This window comes from Erythrobacter sp. 3-20A1M (assembly GCF_018636735.1).
In the GTDB taxonomy this organism is placed as follows: domain Bacteria; phylum Pseudomonadota; class Alphaproteobacteria; order Sphingomonadales; family Sphingomonadaceae; genus Alteriqipengyuania.
Genome location: NZ_CP045200.1, coordinates 3021550 through 3043091 on the forward strand (window position 1 = coordinate 3021550; position 21542 = coordinate 3043091).

At 65.3% G+C, this 21542-nt stretch carries 19 protein-coding genes; 12 read left to right on the forward strand and 7 right to left on the reverse strand.

What is annotated here, in order from left to right; translation table 11 throughout:
* Positions 1-2: 2 nt before the first annotated feature.
* From F7D01_RS14615 to F7D01_RS14625, 3 genes are all read left to right on the forward strand, one after another.
* Positions 3-1400, forward strand: a complete 1398-nt coding sequence (locus F7D01_RS14615) for a pyruvate dehydrogenase complex E1 component subunit beta (RefSeq protein WP_215228165.1) — start codon at positions 3-5, stop codon at positions 1398-1400.
* 124 nt (positions 1401-1524) lie between these two features.
* Positions 1525-2034 carry a hypothetical protein gene (locus tag F7D01_RS14620; RefSeq protein WP_251566937.1) on the forward strand — a complete coding sequence of 170 codons (510 nt, stop codon included), beginning with the start codon at positions 1525-1527 and terminating at the stop codon, positions 2032-2034.
* A gap of 29 nt (positions 2035-2063) precedes the next feature.
* Entirely contained in the window at positions 2064-2531 is a 468-nt protein-coding gene (locus tag F7D01_RS14625; RefSeq protein ID WP_215228166.1) for a hypothetical protein, read from the forward strand.
* On the opposite strand, the gene trmFO is transcribed toward F7D01_RS14625, so the two are convergent.
* Entirely contained in the window at positions 2528-3901 is a 1374-nt protein-coding gene (gene trmFO, locus F7D01_RS14630) for a methylenetetrahydrofolate--tRNA-(uracil(54)-C(5))-methyltransferase (FADH(2)-oxidizing) TrmFO (protein WP_215228167.1), read from the reverse strand. The genes F7D01_RS14625 and trmFO overlap by 4 nt on opposite strands.
* Positions 3902-3966: 65 nt before the next feature.
* Here trmFO and F7D01_RS14635 point away from each other — a divergent pair, with 65 nt between their 5' ends.
* The gene (locus F7D01_RS14635; RefSeq protein ID WP_215228168.1) at positions 3967-4635 is read left to right on the forward strand and encodes a lysoplasmalogenase; all 669 of its coding nucleotides are present in this window, start codon (positions 3967-3969) and stop codon (positions 4633-4635) included.
* Here F7D01_RS14635 and gyrA read toward each other — a convergent pair.
* On the reverse strand, positions 4632-7424 hold the full coding sequence (gyrA, locus tag F7D01_RS14640) for a DNA gyrase subunit A (protein ID WP_215228169.1): 2793 nt from the start codon (positions 7422-7424) through the stop codon (positions 4632-4634). The genes F7D01_RS14635 and gyrA overlap by 4 nt on opposite strands.
* Before the next feature lie 260 nt (positions 7425-7684).
* Here gyrA and F7D01_RS14645 point away from each other — a divergent pair, with 260 nt between their 5' ends.
* The gene (locus tag F7D01_RS14645; RefSeq protein ID WP_215228170.1) at positions 7685-9049 is read left to right on the forward strand and encodes a hypothetical protein; all 1365 of its coding nucleotides are present in this window, start codon (positions 7685-7687) and stop codon (positions 9047-9049) included.
* 79 nt (positions 9050-9128) lie between these two features.
* On the opposite strand, the gene F7D01_RS14650 is transcribed toward F7D01_RS14645, so the two are convergent.
* Positions 9129-9848: an NYN domain-containing protein gene (locus F7D01_RS14650; RefSeq protein ID WP_215228171.1), complete on the reverse strand. Its 720-nt coding sequence runs from the start codon at positions 9846-9848 to the stop codon at positions 9129-9131.
* A 27-nt stretch (positions 9849-9875) separates the two neighbouring features.
* Positions 9876-10529 carry a carbonic anhydrase gene (locus tag F7D01_RS14655; protein WP_215228172.1) on the reverse strand — a complete coding sequence of 218 codons (654 nt, stop codon included), beginning with the start codon at positions 10527-10529 and terminating at the stop codon, positions 9876-9878.
* Between the two features lie 59 nt (positions 10530-10588).
* Between F7D01_RS14655 and lipA the strand changes: the two genes are divergently transcribed.
* Both lipA and F7D01_RS14665 read left to right on the forward strand, forming a co-directional pair.
* Positions 10589-11548 (forward strand): lipoyl synthase, encoded by a 960-nt coding sequence (gene lipA, locus F7D01_RS14660; RefSeq protein WP_215228173.1) that lies wholly within the window; start codon positions 10589-10591, stop codon positions 11546-11548.
* Positions 11548-12009, forward strand: coding sequence for a type II toxin-antitoxin system RatA family toxin (locus F7D01_RS14665; protein ID WP_215228174.1), 462 nt, complete (start codon positions 11548-11550; stop codon positions 12007-12009). Before lipA ends, F7D01_RS14665 begins: the two co-directional genes overlap by 1 nt.
* Here the strand turns inward: F7D01_RS14665 and F7D01_RS14670 are convergent.
* From F7D01_RS14670 to F7D01_RS14680, 3 genes are read right to left on the reverse strand one after another with little or no spacing between them, the layout of a single operon-like run.
* Positions 11970-12479, reverse strand: coding sequence for a CinA family protein (locus F7D01_RS14670; protein WP_215228175.1), 510 nt, complete (start codon positions 12477-12479; stop codon positions 11970-11972). The genes F7D01_RS14665 and F7D01_RS14670 overlap by 40 nt on opposite strands.
* A 5-nt stretch (positions 12480-12484) precedes the next feature.
* Positions 12485-13039: a hypothetical protein gene (locus tag F7D01_RS14675; RefSeq protein WP_215228176.1), complete on the reverse strand. Its 555-nt coding sequence runs from the start codon at positions 13037-13039 to the stop codon at positions 12485-12487.
* A 13-nt stretch (positions 13040-13052) separates the two neighbouring features.
* A complete protein-coding gene (locus F7D01_RS14680) occupies positions 13053-14201 on the reverse strand; it encodes a bifunctional 2-C-methyl-D-erythritol 4-phosphate cytidylyltransferase/2-C-methyl-D-erythritol 2,4-cyclodiphosphate synthase (RefSeq protein ID WP_215228177.1) in 1149 nt (382 codons plus the stop codon).
* 84 nt (positions 14202-14285) lie between these two features.
* Here F7D01_RS14680 and dusB point away from each other — a divergent pair, with 84 nt between their 5' ends.
* The 5 genes from dusB to F7D01_RS14705 all read left to right on the forward strand — a co-directional run bounded on the left by dusB (position 14286) and on the right by F7D01_RS14705 (position 21487).
* Positions 14286-15299: a tRNA dihydrouridine synthase DusB gene (dusB, locus tag F7D01_RS14685; RefSeq protein WP_215228178.1), complete on the forward strand. Its 1014-nt coding sequence runs from the start codon at positions 14286-14288 to the stop codon at positions 15297-15299.
* Positions 15296-16387 carry a nitrogen regulation protein NR(II) gene (locus tag F7D01_RS14690; RefSeq protein ID WP_306300148.1) on the forward strand — a complete coding sequence of 364 codons (1092 nt, stop codon included), beginning with the start codon at positions 15296-15298 and terminating at the stop codon, positions 16385-16387. The genes dusB and F7D01_RS14690 overlap by 4 nt, the downstream gene beginning before the upstream one ends.
* On the forward strand, positions 16384-17796 hold the full coding sequence (locus tag F7D01_RS14695; protein WP_215228179.1) for a sigma-54 dependent transcriptional regulator: 1413 nt from the start codon (positions 16384-16386) through the stop codon (positions 17794-17796). Before F7D01_RS14690 ends, F7D01_RS14695 begins: the two co-directional genes overlap by 4 nt.
* Positions 17797-17919: 123 nt before the next feature.
* Positions 17920-20082, forward strand: coding sequence for an ATP-binding protein (locus F7D01_RS14700; RefSeq protein WP_215228180.1), 2163 nt, complete (start codon positions 17920-17922; stop codon positions 20080-20082).
* 31 nt (positions 20083-20113) lie between these two features.
* Positions 20114-21487 carry a sigma-54 dependent transcriptional regulator gene (locus F7D01_RS14705; protein WP_215228181.1) on the forward strand — a complete coding sequence of 458 codons (1374 nt, stop codon included), beginning with the start codon at positions 20114-20116 and terminating at the stop codon, positions 21485-21487.
* Positions 21488-21542: the final 55 nt, after the last annotated feature.

A 21542-nucleotide genomic window follows, 5' to 3' on the forward strand; every position in this document is an offset into this window, starting at 1 on the left:
CCATGGCGATCGAACTCAAGATGCCCGCGCTTTCCCCCACCATGGAGGAGGGTACGCTCGCCAAGTGGCTGAAGCAGGAAGGCGACACGATCGAGGCGGGTGACATCATCGCCGAGATCGAAACCGACAAGGCAACGATGGAATTCGAGGCGGTCGACGAAGGCACGCTCGGCAAGATCCTGATCGCGGAAGGCACCGAGGGCGTAGCCGTCGGCACCGCCATCGCCACGCTGATCGGCGAAGGGGAGGATGCCGATGCGGAGCCCGAATCCGCCCCGACGCCGTCGGAAGAGAAGTCCGACGACGAGCCGGCGAAGTCCAAGGAGAAGGCCGAAACCTCCGAAGGCGGTGCCGAAAGTCTGAAATCTGACGCGAAGGCTAAAACCGATCCCGAAATTCCCGCCGGGACAAACATGGCGAAGATCACGGTGCGCGAGGCGCTGCGCGATGCCATGGCCGAGGAAATGCGCCGCGACGAGCGCGTCTTCGTGATGGGCGAGGAAGTCGCCGAGTATCAGGGTGCGTACAAGGTCACGCAGGGACTGCTGGAGGAATTCGGCGACAAGCGCGTGATCGACACGCCGATCACCGAATACGGGTTTGCCGGGATCGGCACCGGTGCCGCGATGGGCGGGCTGCGGCCGGTGGTCGAATTCATGACCTTCAACTTCGCGATGCAGGCGATCGACCACATCGTGAACTCGGCGGCGAAGACCAATTACATGTCGGGCGGGCAGATGCGCTGTCCGGTCGTGTTCCGCGGACCGAACGGGGCCGCGAGCCGCGTCGGCGCGCAGCATAGCCAGAACTACGGGCCGTGGTACGCCAGCGTTCCCGGTCTGATCGTGATCGCGCCCTACGACGCGTCGGACGCGAAGGGTCTGCTCAAGGCGGCGATCCGGAGCGAGGACCCGGTGGTTTTCCTGGAAAACGAGCTGGTCTACGGTCGCACCTTCGAACTGCCCGAACTCGACGACCATGTCCTGCCGATCGGCAAGGCGCGGATTGTGCGCGAGGGGTCGGACGTGACGATCGTGTCCTACTCGATCGCGGTCGGTCTGGCGCTGGAAGCGGCGGAGGAGCTGGCCGAGGCCGGGATCGACGCGGAAGTGATCGACCTGCGCACCCTGCGCCCGCTCGACACCGAGACGGTGCTGGAGAGCCTTGCCAAGACCAACCGCCTGATTGTGGCGGAAGAGGGCTGGCCGACCTGCTCGATCGCGTCGGAAATCACGACGATCTGCATGGAGCAGGGCTTCGACCACCTCGATGCGCCGGTGCTGCGCGTGACCAATGCGGACGTGCCGTTGCCCTATGCCGCGAACCTCGAGCAGATGGCGCTGGTCGACACCGCCTCCATCGTGAAGGCCGCGAAGAAGGTCTGCTACGTCGAGGACTGAGGACCTTCCGCCAGAGCAGAGGCTGGCGCTTTCCTACGCCCCTTCGGCACCGCGCGCCGTCGCGCTCGACCTGTTCGAGCTCGACCGCCGCCTGGCCAATGCGGTGCGGCAGGCGAGCGAGCCGATGACCGGGCAATTGCGCCTGGCGTGGTGGCGTGACCGGTTCGCCGAGGAGCCGGGCGCGTGGCCCGAGGGTGAGCCGTTGCTGGCCCGCCTCGCACTGTGGAACGGCGGCACGAGCCAGCTCGGCGCGATGGTCGATGGCTGGGAAGCCCTGCTCGTTGCCGATACGCTGACGCCGGACATCGCGCGAAGCTTTGCCGAAGGTCGCGGGCAAGGCTGGGCCGCGGTGGCACTGGCGCTGGGCGAGAAAGCGGCAGCACCTGCGGCCGCATCGGCGGGGACATGGTGGGCGCTCGCCGATCTCGCGCAGCATTGCGGTTCGGATGAAGACCGCAAGGTGGCTTTCGCACTCGCGCATGAATTGCCCGAGGCCCGTCCCCTGCCGCGCTCCCTACGCATGTTCGCGGTTCTCGCGACCATTGCCCGCCGAGCGATCCGGCTCCAGCGCTTAATGCTGGCACGTCCGGGCGATATGGCGGCGGCGATGCGGGTTGGCATTTTCGGGCGCTAGCGTAGAAATGCCGCGAAAGGGGGGCGGGCATGAACAAGGCGATCCTGGGATTCTTCGGCGCGCTGGTGCTGGTCGGGATCGGCCTGTTCTGGTGGCAGGGCCGCGCCGAGGTGGAGAAGGGTGCGCCGCCGCCGGAGCCCGTTACGCTCGCCGATCCGAATGCGGAGCCGACCCTGCCGCAGGCCGATCCGGGCGCCATGCGCGGTCCCGAACCGCCAGAGGCGAGCGAACTGACGCGCGAGCAACGCCGCTTCTTCCGCTACGATCGCAACCGCGATCTCAAGATCACCCGCAGCGAGATGCTGTCGTCGCGAACCGACGATTTTCGTCGGCTGGACAAGGACGGCAACAATCTGCTGACCTTCGAGGAGTGGGCGGTGGCGACCGCGCAGCGCTTCGACGGGGCCGATGCGAACCACGACCGGTCGCTGACGCAGGCGGAGTTCGCGACCACCGCACCCAAGCGAAAACCGAAGAAACCGACCTGTAGCTGCTAGGCGGGGACCCGCTCGCGCTCCAAGTGCGCAAGCCATTCGCCCATGTCCGCCTTCGCGCGACCGGTATAGGCTTCCTTGCGCTGCTTCTTCTTCACCTCGTGCAGCGGCGGGAAGAGGCCGAAATTGACGTTCATCGGCTGATAGGTATCGGCCTCCGCATCGCCGGTGATATGCGACAGCAGCGCGCCCAGCGCGGTCGTCCGGGGCGGTTCGTGCCACGGCTCGCCCGCCAGTTCGCATGCTGCTATCATTCCCGTGGCGAGCCCGATCGCGGAACTTTCGACATAGCCCTCGCACCCGGTAATCTGGCCCGCGAAGCGGATATGCTCCGCGCCGCGCAGGCGCAGCTGCCGGTCGAGCACCAGCGGCGAATTCAGGAAGGTGTTGCGGTGCAGGCCGCCCAGGCGCGCGAACTCCGCCCGCTCCAGGCCGGGGATCGTGCGAAACAGCTCGACCTGCGCGCCGTATTTCAGCTTGGTCTGGAAACCGACCATGTTCCACAGCGTGCCGAGCTTGTTGTCCTGCCGCAGCTGGACGACGGCATAGGGCCAGCGCCCTTGCGGAAATTCGGGCGTGGTATCGCGCGGATTGTCCAGCCCGACCGGCTTCATCGGGCCGTAGCGCAGCGTATCGACACCGCGCGCCGCCATCACCTCGATCGGCATGCAGCCGTCGAAATAGGGCGTATCGGCTTCCCACTCGCGAAATTCGGTCTTCTCTCCGTCCATCAACCCCTGATGGAAGGCGAGATATTGCTCCTTCGTCATCGGGCAGTTGATGTAATCGCCATCCTCGTTGGAGGCTTCGTTGCGCTTGTTCCAGCGCGACTGGATCCAGCAGATGTCCATGTCGATGCTGTCGCGATGGACGATCGGCGCGATCGCATCGAAGAAGGCGAGCCGTTCCTGCCCCGTCGCCGCGACGATGCTTTCGGCGAGGGCCTGCGCGGTCAGCGGCCCGGTCGCGACAATCGTCGGCCCGTCGGCAGGCAGCACGTCGACGCGCTCGCGCACCACGGTGACATTCGGGTGTTCGGCCAGCGTGCGCTCGACCTCGGCCGAGAACACATCGCGGTCGACCGCCATCGCGCTACCCGCCGGAACGCGCGCCTTCTCGCCCGCGCGCATCACCAGCGAATCGAGGCGCCGCATCTCGTCATGCAGCAGGCCGACCGCGTTCCTGTCGCTATCGTCGGAGCGGAACGAGTTGGAGCAGACCAGCTCGGCTAGGCCGTCGGTCTGGTGCGCCGGGGTCGTCTCGCCGCTGCCGCGCATTTCGGACAGGCGGACGCGGAAGCCGCGCCGGGCCAGCTGCCATGCCGCTTCGCTTCCGGCGAGACCGCCGCCGATGATGTGAATATCATGTGTCATTGCCGCCCCATATCGCTTGCCCTAGGTGAGCTTCAAGCGGCGCGGGTGCCGCAGGGGAGGGTGGATTGCCGAAAAGAGCGCTGATCGACCGCCGTCCCTGGCTGTTTGCGGCCATTGTGGCGGCGATCGCCTATTTCGTGCTGCGTGGTACCACCGACGATTACTGGATCATTGCTCTCAAGGGTGCCCCTGTCGCCGCGCTTGCGATTTATGCCGCTGAACGCGGGCTGGGCGTCGACGGGCAGTTGCTCACGCTGGTATTGGGCCTTGGCGCGCTGGGTGATATGCTACTGGAGATCGACCTGCTCTATGGCGGAGCGGCCTTCTTCGCCGGGCATCTGGCGGCCATCGTGCTGTACCTGCGCAATCGGCGCGCGAATCCCGCTGGCAGCCAGGTTGCGCTCGCGGTGGCGCTGTTCGTTTTCACGCCCGCGCTTGCGTGGCTTTTGTCGGGATCGCTGCAGGTGGCGTTTTACGGGCTGGCACTGGGGGCGATGGCGGCGACCGCCTGGCTCAGCAGCTTTCCCCGCTACCGCGTCGGGATCGGCGCGATCCTGTTCGTGGTGTCCGACCTGCTTATCTTCGGGCGCGGCGGCGGGATGGTGCCGGGCACGGTGGCGGCGTGGCTGATCTGGCCGCTCTATGCCGCGGGTCAGTTCCTGATCGCGACGGGCGTGGTGCAGAGCCTGCGCCGGCGGGACAAGGCCCGCCGGCGCGAGATCCCGCCCGCTTAGACCTCGCCCTCTTCGTCGCCCGGCGGGTCGTCGCGGTCCATCGTGGTGTCGGGCTGCGTCTCGTCGTCGCCGCCGCGTTTCTCGAGCATTTCCTCGGCCACCAGCCGTTCGGCTTCGTTCTCGGGCGCTTCCTCGTCGTCGATGCGCGTGACGCTGACGACATGCTCGCCCTTTCCGACATTGAACAGCCGCACGCCCGCCGAACCGCGCCCGATCACCCGCAGGCTTTCGAGCGGGATGCGGATCAGCTTCGCCTGATCGGTGACCAGCATCAACTGATCGGCCTTGTCGGCGACGAAGCTGGCGACGACCGGCCCGTTGCGGGCGATGTTGTCGATATTGGTCACGCCCTGGCCGCCGCGGCCGCTGCGCCGGTACTCGTAGGCGGAGGAAAGCTTGCCGTAGCCGTTGGCGCAGACGGTCAGGATGAATTCCTCGTCTTCCGCCATGGTCGCCTGCTCGCCTTCCAGAGCGGGGGCGTCGTCGTCGGCTTTCCACGGAGCGACGCGCAGATAGGCGTCGCGATCCTCCGGCGACCAGGTGCCGCCCTTCAGCACGGCGAGCGAGACGACCTCGTCGCCATCCTTCAACCGCATGCCGCGCACGCCGGTGGAGGTTCGGCTCTGGAATTCGCGCACGTCCTCGCCATCGAAGCGGATCGCCTTGCCCATGCGGCTCGCCAGCAGCACGTCGTCGCCGCTTTCGAGCAGGCGCACGCCGATCAGGCGGTCGTCGCTGTCGTCGTCGAAGCGCATCGCGAACTTGCCGTTGGAGGGGATGTTGGCGAAGGCATCCATCGCGTTGCGCCGCACATTGCCCCTGGCCGTGGCGAAAACGACGTTGAGCGCGCCCCAGCTGTCCTCGTCCTCCGGCAGCGGCAGCACGGTCGCGATAGTCTCCTCGGCATCGAGCGCGGGCAGCAGGTTCACGATCGGGCGACCGCGTGTCTGCGGGCCACCCTCGGGCAGCTTCCACACCTTGAGCCGATAGACCTTGCCCGCGGTGGAGAAGAACAGGACCGGATTGTGAGTGCTGGTGACGAACAGTTCGCGCACCGCGTCCTCGTCCTTCGTTGCCATGCCGGACCGGCCCTTGCCCCCACGGGCCTGCGCGCGGAAGGTCGAGAGCGGGGTGCGCTTGATGTAGCCGTCCATTGTGACCGTCACGACCATCTCGTCGCGCTCGATCAGGTCCTCGTCCTCAAGCCCGTCCCACGCCGGCGCGATCTCGCTGACGCGCGGGGTGGCATAGGTGTTGCGGATCTCCTCCAGCTCTTCGCGCATCACGCGATACAGCTTCGCCCGGTCGGCGAGGATCGAGAGATATTCCTCGATCGCGTCGGCCAGTTCCTTCAGCTCTTCGCCGATCTCGTCGCGGCCGAGCGCGGTCAGGCGGTGGAGCCTCAGGTCGAGGATCGCCTTCACCTGACGTTCGGACAGGGAGTAGGTGCCGCCTTCCTGATCGGCGGTCGGCTCGATCGCCTCGACCAGCCGGATATATTGCGCGATGTCGCCGATCGGCCATTCCTTGGCAAGCAACCGCTCGCGTGCGGTGGCGGGATTGGGCGCACCGCGGATGATCTGCACCACCTCGTCGAGGTTGGAGACCGCGACGACCAGGCCGAGCAAGATATGCGCCCGGTCGCGAGCCTTGTTGAGCTCATACTTCGTGCGCCGCGTGATGACCTGCTCGCGAAATTGCACGAAGGATTGCAGGATGCTGCGCAGGTCCAGCGTTTCGGGCTTGCCCCCGCGGATCGCCAGCATGTTGGCAGGGAAGCTCGCCTGCGCCGGGCTGTAGCGCCAGATCTGGTTGAGCACGACTTCCGGGCTGGCATCGCGCTTCAGGTCGACGACGACGCGCACGCCCTCGCGCGAGCTCTCGTCGCGGATGTCGGAGACGCCCTCGATCCGCTTTTCCTTTGCGGCTTCGGCGATCTTCTCGACCAGGCCGGACTTGCCGACCTGGAACGGGATGGAGGTGAAGACGATCGATCGCCGGTCGCCGCGCTTCTCCTCGATCTCGTGCCGGGCGCGCATCAGCACGCTGCCGCGGCCGGTGGTGTAGGCCGAGCGGGCACCCGATTGCCCCAGGATCAGGGGCGCGGTCGGGAAATCGGGCCCGGGGATATACTCCATCAGCTCTTCGCTGGAGAGGCCCGGATCCTCGATCAGCGCGAGGCAGCCGTCGATCACCTCGCCCAGATTGTGCGGCGGGATATTGGTCGCCATGCCCACCGCGATGCCGCCCGCGCCGTTGACCAGCAGGTTGGGGAAGCGGGCCGGCAGGACGGTGGGCTCGCGCCGGGAACCGTCGTAGTTGTCGGCGAAATCGACCGTATCCCTGTCGAGATCGTCGAGCAGGCTGTTGGCGACGCGCGCCAGCCGCGCCTCGGTATAACGCATCGAGGCGGGCGGATCGGGATCCATGCTGCCGAAATTGCCCTGACCATCGACCAGCGGGACGCGCATCGACCAGTCCTGCGTCATGCGCGCCAGCGCGTCGTAGATCGCGCTGTCGCCGTGCGGGTGATAGTTGCCCATCACGTCGCCAACGATCTTGGCACTCTTGCGATAGGGCCGCCCCGCGACGAAGCCGCCTTCGTTGCTGGCGAACAGAATGCGGCGATGCACCGGCTTCAGCCCGTCGCGCACGTCGGGCAGCGCGCGGCTCACGATCACGCTCATCGCGTAATCGAGGTAGCTCGTCTTCATTTCGTCGACGATGTCGATGCGTTCGTATTCGCCCATCGGCGCGGGCGGGGTCATGGTATCGGTTTCGTCGGTCAAGGCCGTTCAGATCCGTAATTGTTCTGTGATCGGGGGAGGGTAGGGGAACGCGCCGCGCGACACCACTTTTACCGCCGTCTACAGCGCGAATTGCGCAGGGTTTTCCACATTTCGGGGCAGAATTGCGACGATCCGGGCATTCAATCCATATTCAGCGTGGAAATCATATCTCAGTCCGGTAACAGACGAGGCCTATCGCCAGAGCGGGGCCGGTCAGGTTCTGTTCGATCAAACGTGAAATTCAATGGGAGATACCCGTAATGCGATTCTTCGCCCGTAAATGCACGCCTTCCAGCCTGGCGCTCGCGCTCGCCCTCGTCGCGGGTGGTTCCGTCGCCGCGATGGCAGTGGCGGAGCCCGCAGCCGCGCAGGACAAGAAGGACGGGGAAACAGCGAAGCCCGACTACTCGAAAGAGTTCATCACCGCATACAACGTCGCCGGCGAACCCATCAAGGACGAGGCGACGGCCGACTACGCGGCGGCGAAGGCCAAGCTGCCCGCCGTCAACGCGGTGGCCAAGTCCGCCGACGAGAAGTTCGAGGCCGGGAGCCTCTCCTATCGGGTCGCCAACAAGCTGAACGATCCGGAGTTGAAGATCGCGGGCCTGCGGATGATGGCCGAAAGCGGCAAGGGCGACGTCAAGACGCAGGGCCAGATCAGCTACGCCCTGTTCGAGGCAGAGCGCGCCGCCGGCAACATGGACGCCGCGCGCACCGCCCTGCAGCGGGCGATCGACATCGGCTATTCGTTCGACGCGACCTTCTCCGACGGTTCGACCGGCAAGATCGGCCCCAACGACATGCGCTCGACGATCATGCGCACCTACATCGATGCCGATCAGGCGCAGCAGGGCGTGGACTACGCCGTGCAGCAGATCGAAAAGCAGGCCAGCACGGGCAAGCCGGACGAGACCCTGCTGCGCAGCGCCTATGTCGCAGCGTTCCAGAACGAGCTGGGCCCGGAAGTGACGAAGCTCGGCGAAATGTGGGTGAAGTACTATCCCAGCCCCACCGCATGGGGCGACGTGATGGCCGGGCAGCGTAACTACTACACGCCGACCGAGCCCGCCCTGCTCGACGCGCTGCGCCTTCTCGCACGCACAGATGCGCTGCGTAATGAGCGCGACTACAACGACTACATCAACGCGGCCGATGCGCGCCGCCTGCCCAGCGAGGTCGCGGGGGTGATCGATCGCGGGATCGCGGCCGGCAAGATCAACACCGGCGACTCGTTCATCAAGGAAGCCAAGACCGAGGCGAACAGCAGGCTCGCGAGCGAAAAGGCCGATCTTTCCTCGCTGGCAACCGACGCGCGCAAATCGGGTGTAAGCACCAGGCTGATCGTCGCCGCCGCGAACTCGCAGCTCAGCAATGGCAAGGCGGCGACAGCCGAAGAGCTCTACGCGCTAGCCCTGCAAAAGCCGGACGTGGACAAGGCCGAGGCGCTCACCCGCATGGGCATCGCGCAGATCGACCAGGGTAAGTACGACGAGGCGCAGGCCACTTTCGCGAAGGTCGATGGCGACCAGTCGCGCAAGAACATCGCCCAGCTGTGGTCGATCTACGCCGCGCAGCAGGCCGCGGGTTCGACCGGGGCAACCGCCTCTGCGGCGACCGGCAGCTGATCGCTCCGGCCCGCAATCCAAGGGCTAAGATTGACGGCGCGGCTCCCAAAACGGGGCCGCGCCTTTTTCTTATCAACCGTCAGCGCAGTCGCTTGACGTAAAGCTGGTTGTCCTCACCCCGGCGCAGTTCGAACCGGTCGAGCGAGCGGACCAGTTCGGACAACCGCTTGAACCCGAAGTTGCGCACATCGAAGCTTGACCGGTTGCCCGCGATCTGGCCGACCTCCTGCAACCGGGCGAAGCCGTCCTCGTCCCGGCTGGATGCCTTCCATGCGTCGCCCAGCAGCGTGATGACGTCCTCGTCCACCCGCTCGCCCTCGTCGCTGGGGGCCGAGCCGCCCCCGTTGCGCTGCTCGCCCTTCATCAGCTTGTCGATATCGATGAACCGGGTGCAGGCACTCTGTAGCGCCTCTGGCGTCTTCTTGTCGCCGAAGCAATAGACGGGCAGCCCGTCCTGCCTCAGCCGGGTCACCAGCGGGGTGAAGTCGCTGTCCGAGCTCATGATCCCGAACCCGTCGACCTTGCCCTGATAGAGCAGGTCGACCGCGTCGATGGTCATCGCCATGTCGGTCGCGTTCTTGCCGCGGGTCAGGTCGAACTGCTGGTGCGGCTGGATGCCGAACCGGTTGGTGATGTCGCCCCATTTCTTGAGCGCATCCTTCGCCCAGTTGCCATAGGCGCGGCGGATATTGACCTGCCCCAGTTCGGCCAGCACTGTCAGCACGGCGTTGATACCTGACGGATTGACATTGTCGGCATCGATCAGCAGCGCGATATTCTTCGCGTCCATTTCGGACATTATCATCTCTCCGGTGTTACGCGACGATCAGGTGATGGCGCTGAACTTGCCGCTCTCGTCGTCGAGCAGATGCAGCAGACCGTCGCTGATCGCGAAATAGGCACCGCGCAGGCTCAGATCGCCGCGCCCCTCCTTGGCCTGCACGCAAGGGAAGGTGCGCAGGTTCTCCAGGCTGACCTTGACCGCTTCCATTTCCATCGCACGGCGAGCTTCCTTGCCTTCCGTGCCCTGCTGCTCGGTCACCTTGTCGCGGGCACCGTCGAGCAGCTTGATCCATTGGGCGATGAAGCCGCCATTGCCGGGCTCTGTGCCTTCCATGGAGCGGCTCAGCGCCGCCTCGCACCCGCCGCACATGCCGTGGCCCATGACCACGATTTCCTTCACCTTCAGCACCTGGACCGCGAATTCCAGCGCGGCGGAAACGCCGTGTTGGCCGGGCGTCGTCTCGAACGGGGGGACCAGGGCGGCAACGTTGCGCACCACGAAGATCTGCCCCGGATCGACATCGAAGATCTGCGCGGGATCGACGCGGCTGTCGGAACAAGCGATGACCATCACTTGGGGGTTCTGCCCCTGCCGCAGTTCGGCCCAGCGCTTGCGATATGGGGCCCAGCCTTTTTCGCGAAAATCGCGGTATCCCTTGATCAGGGCATCGAGGTCCGGTGAGTCGGTCTGGATCATGCCCGTTCCCATGCCTGCCGCCATTGCCAGTGGCAAGGGCGATGCCTAAGTGGGCGACCATGAACGATCTCTCCTCGGCTCCTACGACACCGGCCGACCGGCCGCAGCGCACGCGCAAACCCGACTGGATCCGGGTGAAGGCACCGGTCGGCAAGGGCTATCACGAGACGCGCAAGCTGATGCGCGAACTCAACCTCAACACCGTGTGCGAAGAGGCCGCCTGCCCCAATATCGGCGAGTGCTGGGAGAAGAAGCACGCCACTGTCATGATCCTGGGCGACGTGTGCACCCGCGCCTGCGCGTTCTGCAACGTGAAGACGGGGATGCCCCGTCTGGTCGATCCGATGGAGCCGGAGAACGTCGCGGTCGCGGCGGGCAAGATGGGGCTGGAGCATATCGTCATCACCAGCGTCGATCGCGACGACCTGCCCGATGGCGGGGCGGGGCAGTTCGTGAAGGTGATCGAGGCGCTGCGGCGCGAAACGCCCGGCACGACCATCGAAATCCTGACCCCCGACTTCCGCGGCAAGATGCGCCCGGCGATCGAGGCGATCTGTGCGGCCGGACCCGACGTGTTCAACCATAATCTGGAAACCGTTCCGCGCCTCTACCCGACGATCCGCCCGGGCGCGCGCTATTACGCCTCGCTCCGCCTGCTGGAGGAGGTGAAAGCTCACGATCCGCTGATCTTCACCAAGTCCGGCATGATGATGGGGCTGGGCGAGCAGCGGCTGGAGGTCCATCAGGTGATGGACGACATGCGCAGCGCCGGAATCGATTTCATCACCCTGGGCCAGTATCTACAGCCCACCCCGCGTCATGCGAAGGTGGAGGATTTCGTGACCCCGAAGGCGTTCGATGCCTTCGGTGCGATCGCCCGGGCCAAGGGGTTCCTGCAGGTCGCGTCCAGCCCGCTGACCCGGTCGAGCTATCACGCAGGCGACGACTTCGCCCAGATGAAGGCCGCGCGCGAAGCGAAGCTGGCGAAGGCGGAGGGCCGGCGCGAGGAGGCCGTCTGATGCCCGGGATTCGCGAGACGCGCGAATTGCCCTTCACCTGCGAGCAGATGTTCGATCTGGTCGCCGATGTGGGGCGGTACCAGGAATTCCTGCCGTGGGTGATCGCGACGCGCGTGCGCTCCGACAAAGAAACCGAGATGGTCGCCGACATGGTCGTGGGCTTCAAAGCGATCCGGGAGCGGTTCACGTCGCGGGTCGAGAAGGACCGACCGCATTTCCTGAAGGTAAACTACGTCGACGGGCCGCTGCGCGATCTCGAAAACGAATGGCGCTTCGAACCCACTGCCGATGGTGGCTGTCGCATCAATTTCTGCGTCCAGTTCACCTTCAAGAACAGGGTCTTCGAAGCGCTGGCGGGCCAGTATTTCGACCGCGCGTTCCGCCGCATGGTGGAGGCGTTCGAAAAACGCGCCCAGGCGCTTTACGGCAGCAGCAGTTCCAGCGCGCACAGCGTCGCCTGACGGCGAATCTCGGCGCGGGTCGAGCCGTCGAACTTGCGCATCTCACCCTCCGGCTGACCGCCGTCTGAGGAGCTCTTCTTCGCCCGCGCGAATACTACTGTTCCGACCGGCTTCGTATCGGTGCCGCCGCCAGGTCCCGCGATTCCGCTGATCGCAACCGCAACGTCCGCCCCGCTGCGTTCGAGCGCGCCCTGCGCCATCGCCCAGACACACGCAATCGACACCGCGCCGAAGGTTTCGATGATGTCGGACGAGACGTTGAGCATCTCCTCCTTCGACGAATTGGCATAGGTGACGTAGCCGCGCTCGAACACGGCTGACGAGCCGGGGACTTCGGTAAGGGCGGCTGATACCAGACCACCGGTGCAGCTTTCCGCCACGGTGACCTTGCGACCGGCTTCGGTATTGGCCGTCACCACCTGCTGCGCGAGGAGGCAGATGTCGTCGGGAAGGAGATGTTCTGCGGGCATTACGGTCACTCGGGGGCCGGTGCCATCGGGATTGCGAGCGGCTTCGGACCCTTTTCTTCCTTCATCGCCAGATCGACCACGACGCCGACCAGATTGGCGAGGTTTTCCACAGGCAAAGGATCGAGCTGTTCCAAGACCCTGTCGATATCAACACACTGGGCCGGCTCGATCTCCTCCGCGACGAGCTGCGTCACCATCGCGTCCACGAAGGGCTTCATGGCATCGTCGGGCATGTTCTTCATGAACGACAGGTCTTCGCCGCCTTTTTTGTCCATCAATTGCATGATCAGACTGCGCGCCTGGCTCCACGTACCTTCGGAAGCCTTTGTGAACCGGGTCCTGAGACCGTCCCGGTGCGAAAGGAGGTAGGCCTTGGGCGGGAGCGAGCTGGCGCAGCTTGCGTAGAGCCCGTCGAGCGCCAGCGGCATCGCGTAACGCACCGCGCTGCTGACCTGTGCCGGATCGAGTTCCACCGGCGCGTCGCCCGCGTCCTGCGCCTGGGCTGGACCCGTACCGGCGACCGCCAGGATACCGGCGAAAAGAAGACCTGAAATCTTCATCACGAAAACCCTCCTACCTGCGGATAAGCGTGGCGATGGCCTGCGCCGCGATCCCTTCGCCACGCCCCGTCATACCAAGCCGTTCCGTGGTCGTTGCCTTCACGCTAATCGCGCCGGTGTCAACGGATAGAAGCTGCGCGATCCGGGTGCGCATCGCCTCGCGATGCGGGCCTATTTTCGGCGCCTCGCAGATGATGGTGAGATCGACATTCGCGACACTATAGGCCGCTTCTCGCACCCGGCTGGCGGCATGTTCGACGAAGCGAGAGGAGGGCGCACCCTTCCATTGCGGGTCGGAGGGGGGAAAGTGGCTCCCGATGTCGCCATCCCCGATCGCTCCCAGCAGCGCGTCGACCAGCGCGTGGAGGGCGACATCGGCATCGCTATGGCCTGCCAATCCATGCGTATGGGCAATCTCGATCCCGCCGAGCCAAAGCGTTTCGCCCTGCTCGAGGCGGTGGACGTCGAACCCCATCCCCGTGCGAACCTGCGGTGCTTCCGACATGAAATCCCCTGCGAATGTCAGTTTGGCGAGCTGCTCGTCCCCTTCGACCAGTGCGACCTCGTGTCCGGCCGCGCGGAGGACTTGCGCATCGTCCCCGGCAACAGGCTCCCCCTGCCAGCCGCGATGGGCGGCGAGAATGGCAGCGAAACGGAAACCCTGTGGTGTCTGGACGCGGCGCATCGCGTCGCGATCGGCGGGCGCTTCCATGCAGGCGTCGCGCGCGATGACGAGGCTGTCGACCACCGGCAGCACCGGGATCGCCCCGTCGTGGCCCTCCAGCGCGGCGAGAATCCGGCCGATCACCTGCGGATCGACTTGCGGCCTCGCGGCATCGTGAATCAGGACGCGCTCGGGCGGATGATCGGCGAGGAACTCCAGCGCGTTTGCCACGGATTGTTGCCGCGTTTCGCCGCCTCCAACCAGGTGCGCTTTGATGTCGGGGCCGAGCGCCTCGATCGCGGCCTCATGCTCCCCAGGGGGAATGGCGATGACGAGGGGATCGGCACCAGCCGCCGACAAGGCCCTTGCGGAATGCCGCAACACCGGCTCGCCGCGCCATAGGGCGAATTGCTTGGGGACGGTTTGCCCCGCGCGCATGCCTTTACCGGCCGCGACGATGATCGCTGCGAATGGGGTGTCTGCGGAACCGTCGTCCATCGGGTGGCCCGCTACCCGCTTGCGAAGGATGCCGCAATGCGATAGGCGCTGCCCAAATTTTAGGCACCAACCAGACCCATCGTTATGATCCCTGCTCCGCCCCGTCCGCCGTCACCTCTCTCGGTCGGCCCCGTAACGATCGACACACCGGTCGTGCTCGCGCCGATGACCGGCGTCACCGACCTGCCGTTTCGCACTCTCGTGCGCCGCTACGGCTCGGGCCTTAACGTGACGGAGATGATCGCGAGCGAGGCCGCCATCCGCGAAACGCGCCAGAGCGTTCAGAAGGCGGAGTGGGACCGGACCGAGGAGCCGGTGTCCATGCAGCTCGTCGGCTGCGATCCCGCTTCGATGGCGGAGGCCGCGAAATTGCAGGAGGGCAATGGCGCGGCTATTATCGACATCAATTTCGGATGCCCGGTCCGCAAGGTTGTGGGCCAGCTTGCCGGGTCCGCACTGATGCGCGAAGTCCCCCTGGCGACGCGACTCATGGAAGCGACGGTGAAGGCGGTCGACGTGCCGGTAACGGTCAAGATGCGCATGGGGTGGGACCATGCCAGCCTCAATGCCCCCGAACTGGCCCGCATTGCCCAGGATTTGGGCGTGAAGATGGTCACCGTGCACGGCCGCACCCGCAACCAGATGTACAAGGGGCAGGCCGATTGGTCGTTCATCCGCCGGGTGAAGGATGCGGTTTCCATCCCCGTCATCGTCAACGGCGATATCTGCACGATTGCGGACGCGGCCACCGCGCTGGAACAGTCAGGTGCCGATGGATTGATGATCGGACGGGGAGCCTACGGCAAACCCTGGCTGCTGGGGCAGGTGATGCACTGGTGGCGAACCGGGGAAGTGCTGGACACCCCCAGCTTCGACGAACAATACACGACCCTGGTCGAACATTACGAGCGGATGCTCGACCATTACGGGCGCGCCGTGGGCGTGAAGATCGCGCGCAAGCACCTTGGCTGGTACACCAAGGGCATGCACGGATCGGCCGAGTTCCGGAACCGGGTCAACGTGATCGAGGACCCGGCGCAGGTGCTGGACGAGCTGGAGCGTTTCTATGCCCCGTTCCTGCGACGTCGCGCGGCATGACCATGGCGCATGCGGGACCGCCCGACCCGCAGGCCCAGCTCGCCCATCTGGTTTTCGCGCTGCTGCTGCTCGATCCGGAGAGCCGCATTGCGGAAGCGAACGCGGCGGCCGAGAACATGCTGGGCGCGAGTATGCGGCGCCTTGGCGGGCAGCCGGTGCTCGATTGGGTGAAGATCAGCGATCCCCGCGTTCTGCGGCGGCTCAAGCTGTCGGAAGAGGGCCTGACCGCCCGAGGTCTGTCGATCGAGGTCGCGGACGAGGCGCGGCACGTCAATCTCACCCTGTCTCCGGTCGGGGGCCATCCGGGCTGGCGGGTGATGACACTCTCCGACATCGGACAGCGCGACATGGGGGATGTGGGCGAGCATGCCCGGCCCAGCGCTCCTTCGGTGCTGGCGCACGAGATAAAGAACCCGCTCTCGGCAATCCGCGGCGCGAGCCAGCTTCTGGTCCGCAAGGTGCCGGAGGCCGATGTCGGCCTGCTGACTTTGATACGGGACGAGGTGGACCGCATCGCCCGCCTAGTGGATCGTATGCAGCGGCTGGGCAGTCGGACCTCCGACCCGCTGGAGCCGGTCAACCTGCACGAGGTCATCCGCAATGCGCTGGCGGTCGTGCAGTCAGCCGAGGAACAGGGGGACCTGGACGAGGTCGAGTTCCGGGAGGAGTTCGATCCCTCGCTGCCGGCCGTGCTCGCCAGTCGCGACGCGTTGCAGCAGGTGCTCATAAATCTCATCGGAAACGCCCGCGATGCCGCCGCCGCGAGCGGGGCAGGGCGCGTCGACATCCGCACCCGGTTTTCCAGCGGATTGATCCTGAACGCCCTGCACCCGGGCCGATCGGTGCGGCTGCCGATCGAGATCACGGTCACCGATAACGGGCAGGGGATCGATCCGGCCTTGCGCGATACGATCTTCGAACCGTTCGTGACGACGAAGCAGGGTGGGCAGGGGCTGGGTCTGGCGCTGGTGCGCAAGCTGGTCCGCGACATGGAAGGGCGCATTGCGCACAGCCGCGACGAGCGCGAGGGATTGACGCATTTCCGGCTCCATCTCGCCGCCGCGCCCCGACCGGAGAAAACCGCATGAGCAGCCGCGTCCTGCTGGTGGAAGACGACCGCGCGATCGCCACGGTGATCGTCTCCGCGCTGGAAGCGGAAGGCTACGCGGTCGATCACTGTACCGAGCTGGCAGGGCGCGACGCGCTGCTGGAACGCCACCGTTACGGCGTGATGCTGACCGACGTGATGCTGGGCGATGGCGACGGGATCGGTTCGCTCGCCCCGGTACGGGCGGCGCATCCATCGCTGCCGGTGATCGTGATTTCGGCACAAAACACCCTGGATACGGCGGTACGCGCTAGCGAGAACGAGGTGTTCGAATATTTTCCGAAGCCCTTCGACCTCGACGACGTGGTTCGTGCGGTGGAGCAGGCGGTCAAGGTCCAGGGCATCTCGACGGAGCGAGGAGACGAGGCGGAGACCGCCTTGCCGCTGGTCGGGCGCAGCCAGGCCATGCAGGGCGTCTTCCGCATGATCACGCGGGTCCTGCGCAACGATCTCACCGTCCTTGTCCTGGGTGAAAGCGGGACCGGCAAGGAGCTGGTCGCGGAAGCAATCCACCAGCTGGGTCATCGCAAATCGGGGCCCTTCATCGCCGTCAATGCCGCGGCGATTCCGCGCGACCTGATCGAAAGCGAGCTGTTCGGGCACGAGAAAGGCGCCTTCACCGGTGCCGTCACCAGGGCGATCGGCAAGTTCGAACAAGCCAATGGTGGCACCCTGTTCCTGGACGAGATCGGCGACATGCCGGCCGAGGCGCAGACCCGGTTGCTGCGAGCGCTTCAGTCCGGGCGTATCCGACGCGTGGGCGGTCGTCACGATATCGCAGTCGACGTGCGTATCGTCGCCGCCACGAACCGTGACCTGGCACCGATGATCGCGGAAGGATCGTTTCGCGAGGACCTGTACTACAGGCTTAATGTCGTGCCGATCGAATTGCCTCCGCTGCGGACGCGCCGGGACGACGTTCCGCTGCTCGTCCGTCATTTCCTCGGTCGGGCGGCGGAGGAGGGCCTGCCGAACCGGCGCATGAAAGATGAGGCGATCGAGCGGCTCGCCCAGCGCCGTTGGCGCGGCAATGTGCGCGAACTGCGCAACGTGGTCTATCGCCTGGCTCTGATGGCGCGCGACGAGACGATCGACGTTTCGGTAATCGACGAAGTTTTGGGAACAGAACGGCCCGCCGACGAAAGGGCGGACGGATTGCCCATCGCGCGCGCGCTCGACGACTGGATGGCTCGAACCACGCCCGCCGACGGGACGTTGTATCGCGCCGCGCTCGCGGCCTTCGAACGGCCCCTGTTCGAATATGCGCTGCGAAAGACGGGGGGAAATCAGCTCCGCGCTGCCGAAATGCTCGGGATCAATCGCAACACGTTGCGCAAACGGTTGAGCGATCTGGAAATTTCCGCCGAGGCGTTCTCCGCGAGCGCCTGACGCCCGGCTACGCCGCAAATGCTGCTTGCATTTAGGCAACATGCGCGTTGTTAATGCGCAACGATGGCAAGCGTCACCCCCCCACGCAATTCAGCGAGCGCTTCCTTCGCCAAGCGCAAGCTGATGTCGATGCGTCGGGCGGACATTTTTACCGTACTCGAGATCGGGGCGTCGGTGGCGTTCGTGATCATGGTCGGCACGACCTGGCTCGCGTTCAGCGGTCGGTCGGATTCGGACCATATCCTGATGGCGAGCCAGGTGGCGGCCCTGCTGGTCGGCACCCTGCTGCCCACTATGGTGCTGCTGGTGCTGGGCGGACGGCGCCTTGCCCGTCGGCGCGCTGCCGGCAGTACGGCGCGGTTGCACACCCGCCTGGTGTTCCTGTTCTCCATCATCGCTGCGGTCCCCACCTTGCTGGTTTCCGCTTTCGCCGCATTCCTGTTCCAGTCGGGCGTCGATTTCTGGATGTCGGGAGAGTCGCGCGGAGTCATGGAACAGGCCAATCGTCTGGCGCGCGGCTATTTCGAGCAGAACCAGCTCGAGGTGAAGAACGAAACCTATTCGATGGCGGGCGACATCCTGTTTCTGTTGCAACGGCAGGAGTCGCCGGACCTCGGGGACCGCGAATTCCTCAGCCGTTACAGCGACCAGATGCAGGGTCGCGATATCAACGAATCCGCGATTCTGCAGGCTTTTCCCGACGGCCGAATGACGACCGCGCTCGCGATCGGGCTTACCGAGGGGAACGAACCGGCCAAGGCGGGCGAGCGCGCTTTGCCGCTGTTCGAGCGCGGAGAGACGGAGGCCGTTTTCGCCGATCCAACGCGGATCGAGGCGATCACGCCCATCGATCGCGAAGCCGGAATATACCTCTACAACGCGCGCAATACTGAGGCGCTGTCCTTCAGTCAGTGGAAGCAGGCGAGCTCGGTCGTCGCATCCTACGACGCGCTGACCGCGCGGGCGCGCGCCCTACAATTGCAGTTCAACCTGGCGCTGTTCTTCGTCAGCCTTCTGCTGGTGGGCCTCGCGGTGTGGTTCGCGCTTCGCTTCGCCGACCGGCAGGTGGAGCCGTTGACCGATCTGGTCGCCGCGGCCCGCAAGGTGGGGGCGGGCAACTTCGCCATGCGCGTCGAGGAACGCCGCGGCGGCGACGAAGTCGGTCTGCTCAACCGTGCGTTCAACCGGATGACCGCGCAACTGGAGAAGCAGACCGACGCTCTGGTGTCGGCCAACCGGCAACTCGACGAACGACGAGGGTTCATCGAAGCGGTGCTCGAATCGATCACGTCGGGGATCATCTCCACCGATGGCAGCGGCGAGATATTGTTGATGAATCCCTCAGCCCGCGCGGTGTTGCTGGGCAAGGAAGAGATCGAGGCTGCGGGCAAGCCGCTGGAGGATATCAGCCCCGCCATCGCCGCGATGGTCGAAAGCGGGGCGAAGGGTGGGGTCGTCTCCCACGAACGCGACAAGGAAATCATGACGCTGGCCGTTCGGGTGACCAGTTCCAGTACCGGGCATGTAGTGACTTTCGAGGACATCACGCGCCAGCTGCTCGACCAGCGTCAGGCCGCCTGGTCCGACGTCGCCCGCCGGATCGCGCACGAGATCAAGAATCCGCTGACCCCGATCCAGCTCGCCACCGAACGGCTGAAGCGCCGCTATCGCAAGCAGATCGCCAATGACGGCGATCTGTTCGATGAGCTTACCAGTACGATCGTTCGGCAAGTCGGCACGTTGCGGAACATGGTGGACGAGTTTTCCTCCTTCGCGCGTCTGCCCAAGCCGGTCTTCCGGCGCGAGGATCCGGCCGACCTGGTTCGGCAGTCGCTGTTCCTGCAGGAGGTCGCGCACCCGGCAGTCGATTTCGCCCTGGCGCTGGCGATCGATGACGATCTGCGGATCGAGTGCGATCGCCACCAGTTCGGCCAGGCGATGACGAACGTGCTCAAGAACGCGGTCGAGGCGGTCGAGGCGCGGGCGAGGGGGGCAGAGCCCGACTATCGGGGCAGAGTCGGCGTGACGGTCGATGCGGGAGAGACGCTGCTATCGATTACTGTCGAGGACAATGGCGTCGGCCTGCCCAACGAACCGGAAAGGATCGTCGAGCCGTATGTGACGATGCGCGAGAAGGGCACCGGGCTGGGCCTCGCGATCGTGAACAAGATCGTCGAGGAACATGGGGGCGACATGGCTTTCCGCCGGGTCGAAGGGGGCGGAACCCGGGTGGTGCTCAGCTTCGCGCGGGACCCGAACGCCCTGGCAACGGAAGCCGCCGAATGATCAACAAGAGAACTGAAATGAGGACGCTCTGATGGCGCTCGAAATACTTGTCGTGGATGACGAACGCGATATTCGCGATCTCGTGTCGGGTGTACTCAGTGACGAGGGGTACGAGTGCCGGACCGCCGCCGACGGGCAAACCGCGCTCGACATGGTGGACGAGAAGCGCCCCAGCCTCGTTCTGCTGGATGTGTGGCTGCACGGCAGCAAGCTCGACGGTCTCGAAGTGCTCGACGCGATCAAGCTGCGCGAGCCCAACCTGCCGGTGATCGTCTTCTCAGGGCACGGCAATATCGATACTGCGGTATCCGCGGTTTCGCGCGGGGCGATGGATTTCATCGAAAAGCCGTTCGAGGCGGAGCGCCTGCTGCTCCTCGTCGCGCGTGCGACCGAGACAGATCGGCTTCGCCGTGAAAACGAACGACTGCGTCAGGACACTCCCGGCGGGGAGGAATTTACCGGCAATTCGGCGGTGGTGAACCAGCTTCGCGCTACCCTGAAGCGCGTGGCAGGCACTGGCAGCCGGGTGCTGATCACCGGCCCGGCGGGAGCAGGTAAAGAAGTGGCGGCGCGCCTTCTGCACAATTGGAGCCCGCGGGCCGAAAGTGCCTTTGTCGTAGTGAACTCCGCCCGGATAACGCCGGAACGGTTCGAGCAGGAATTGTTTGGAGAGGAAGCCGACGGAAAACTGGTTCGTGCCGGATTGCTCGAACTGGCGGACGGTGGAACCCTGTTCCTTGACGAAGTTGCGGACATGCCGCTGTCGACCCAGGCGCGGATCCTCCGCGTTCTGACGGAACAGAGCTTCGTCAGGGTCGGCGGAACCCGGCAGATCGGCGTCGACATGCGGGTCGTCTCGTCGACCTCGCGCGATCTCCAGGCGGAGATCGACGAGAAGCGGTTTCGCGAGGATTTGTTCTACCGCCTCAACGTCGTGCCGGTCACCGTTCCATCGCTGACCGAACGCCGGGACGATATACCCGCGCTGGCCGACCATTTCTTCACCCGGTACGCCGCCGAGCAGGGCATCGCGCCTCCCTCCATCAGCGAAGAAGCGATGGCCGCGCTTCAGGCATACGACTGGCCGGGCAATGTGCGACAGCTGCGCAATGTGGTCGAGCGCACCATCATCCTGTCGCCGCGCGAACGGCTGGAAAAGATCGAGCCCGACATGCTCCCCAGCGAGGTAACGAGCGGAAAGATCGGGGGCGCTCCCGGGCTCGCTTCGCTGATGGGCGTTCCCTTGCGTGAGGCGCGGGAAACCTTCGAACGCGAGTATCTGACGATCCAGATCCGTCGCTTCTCCGGCAACATCTCGAAGACCGCTACCTTCATCGGGATGGAACGATCGGCCCTGCACCGAAAGTTGAAAATACTCGGCATGTCCGATCGCAAGGAAGAATGATGTGCCGGCTTGCGGAACCCGCGTCCATCATCCACATTTGACGAAGGGCGTTCTC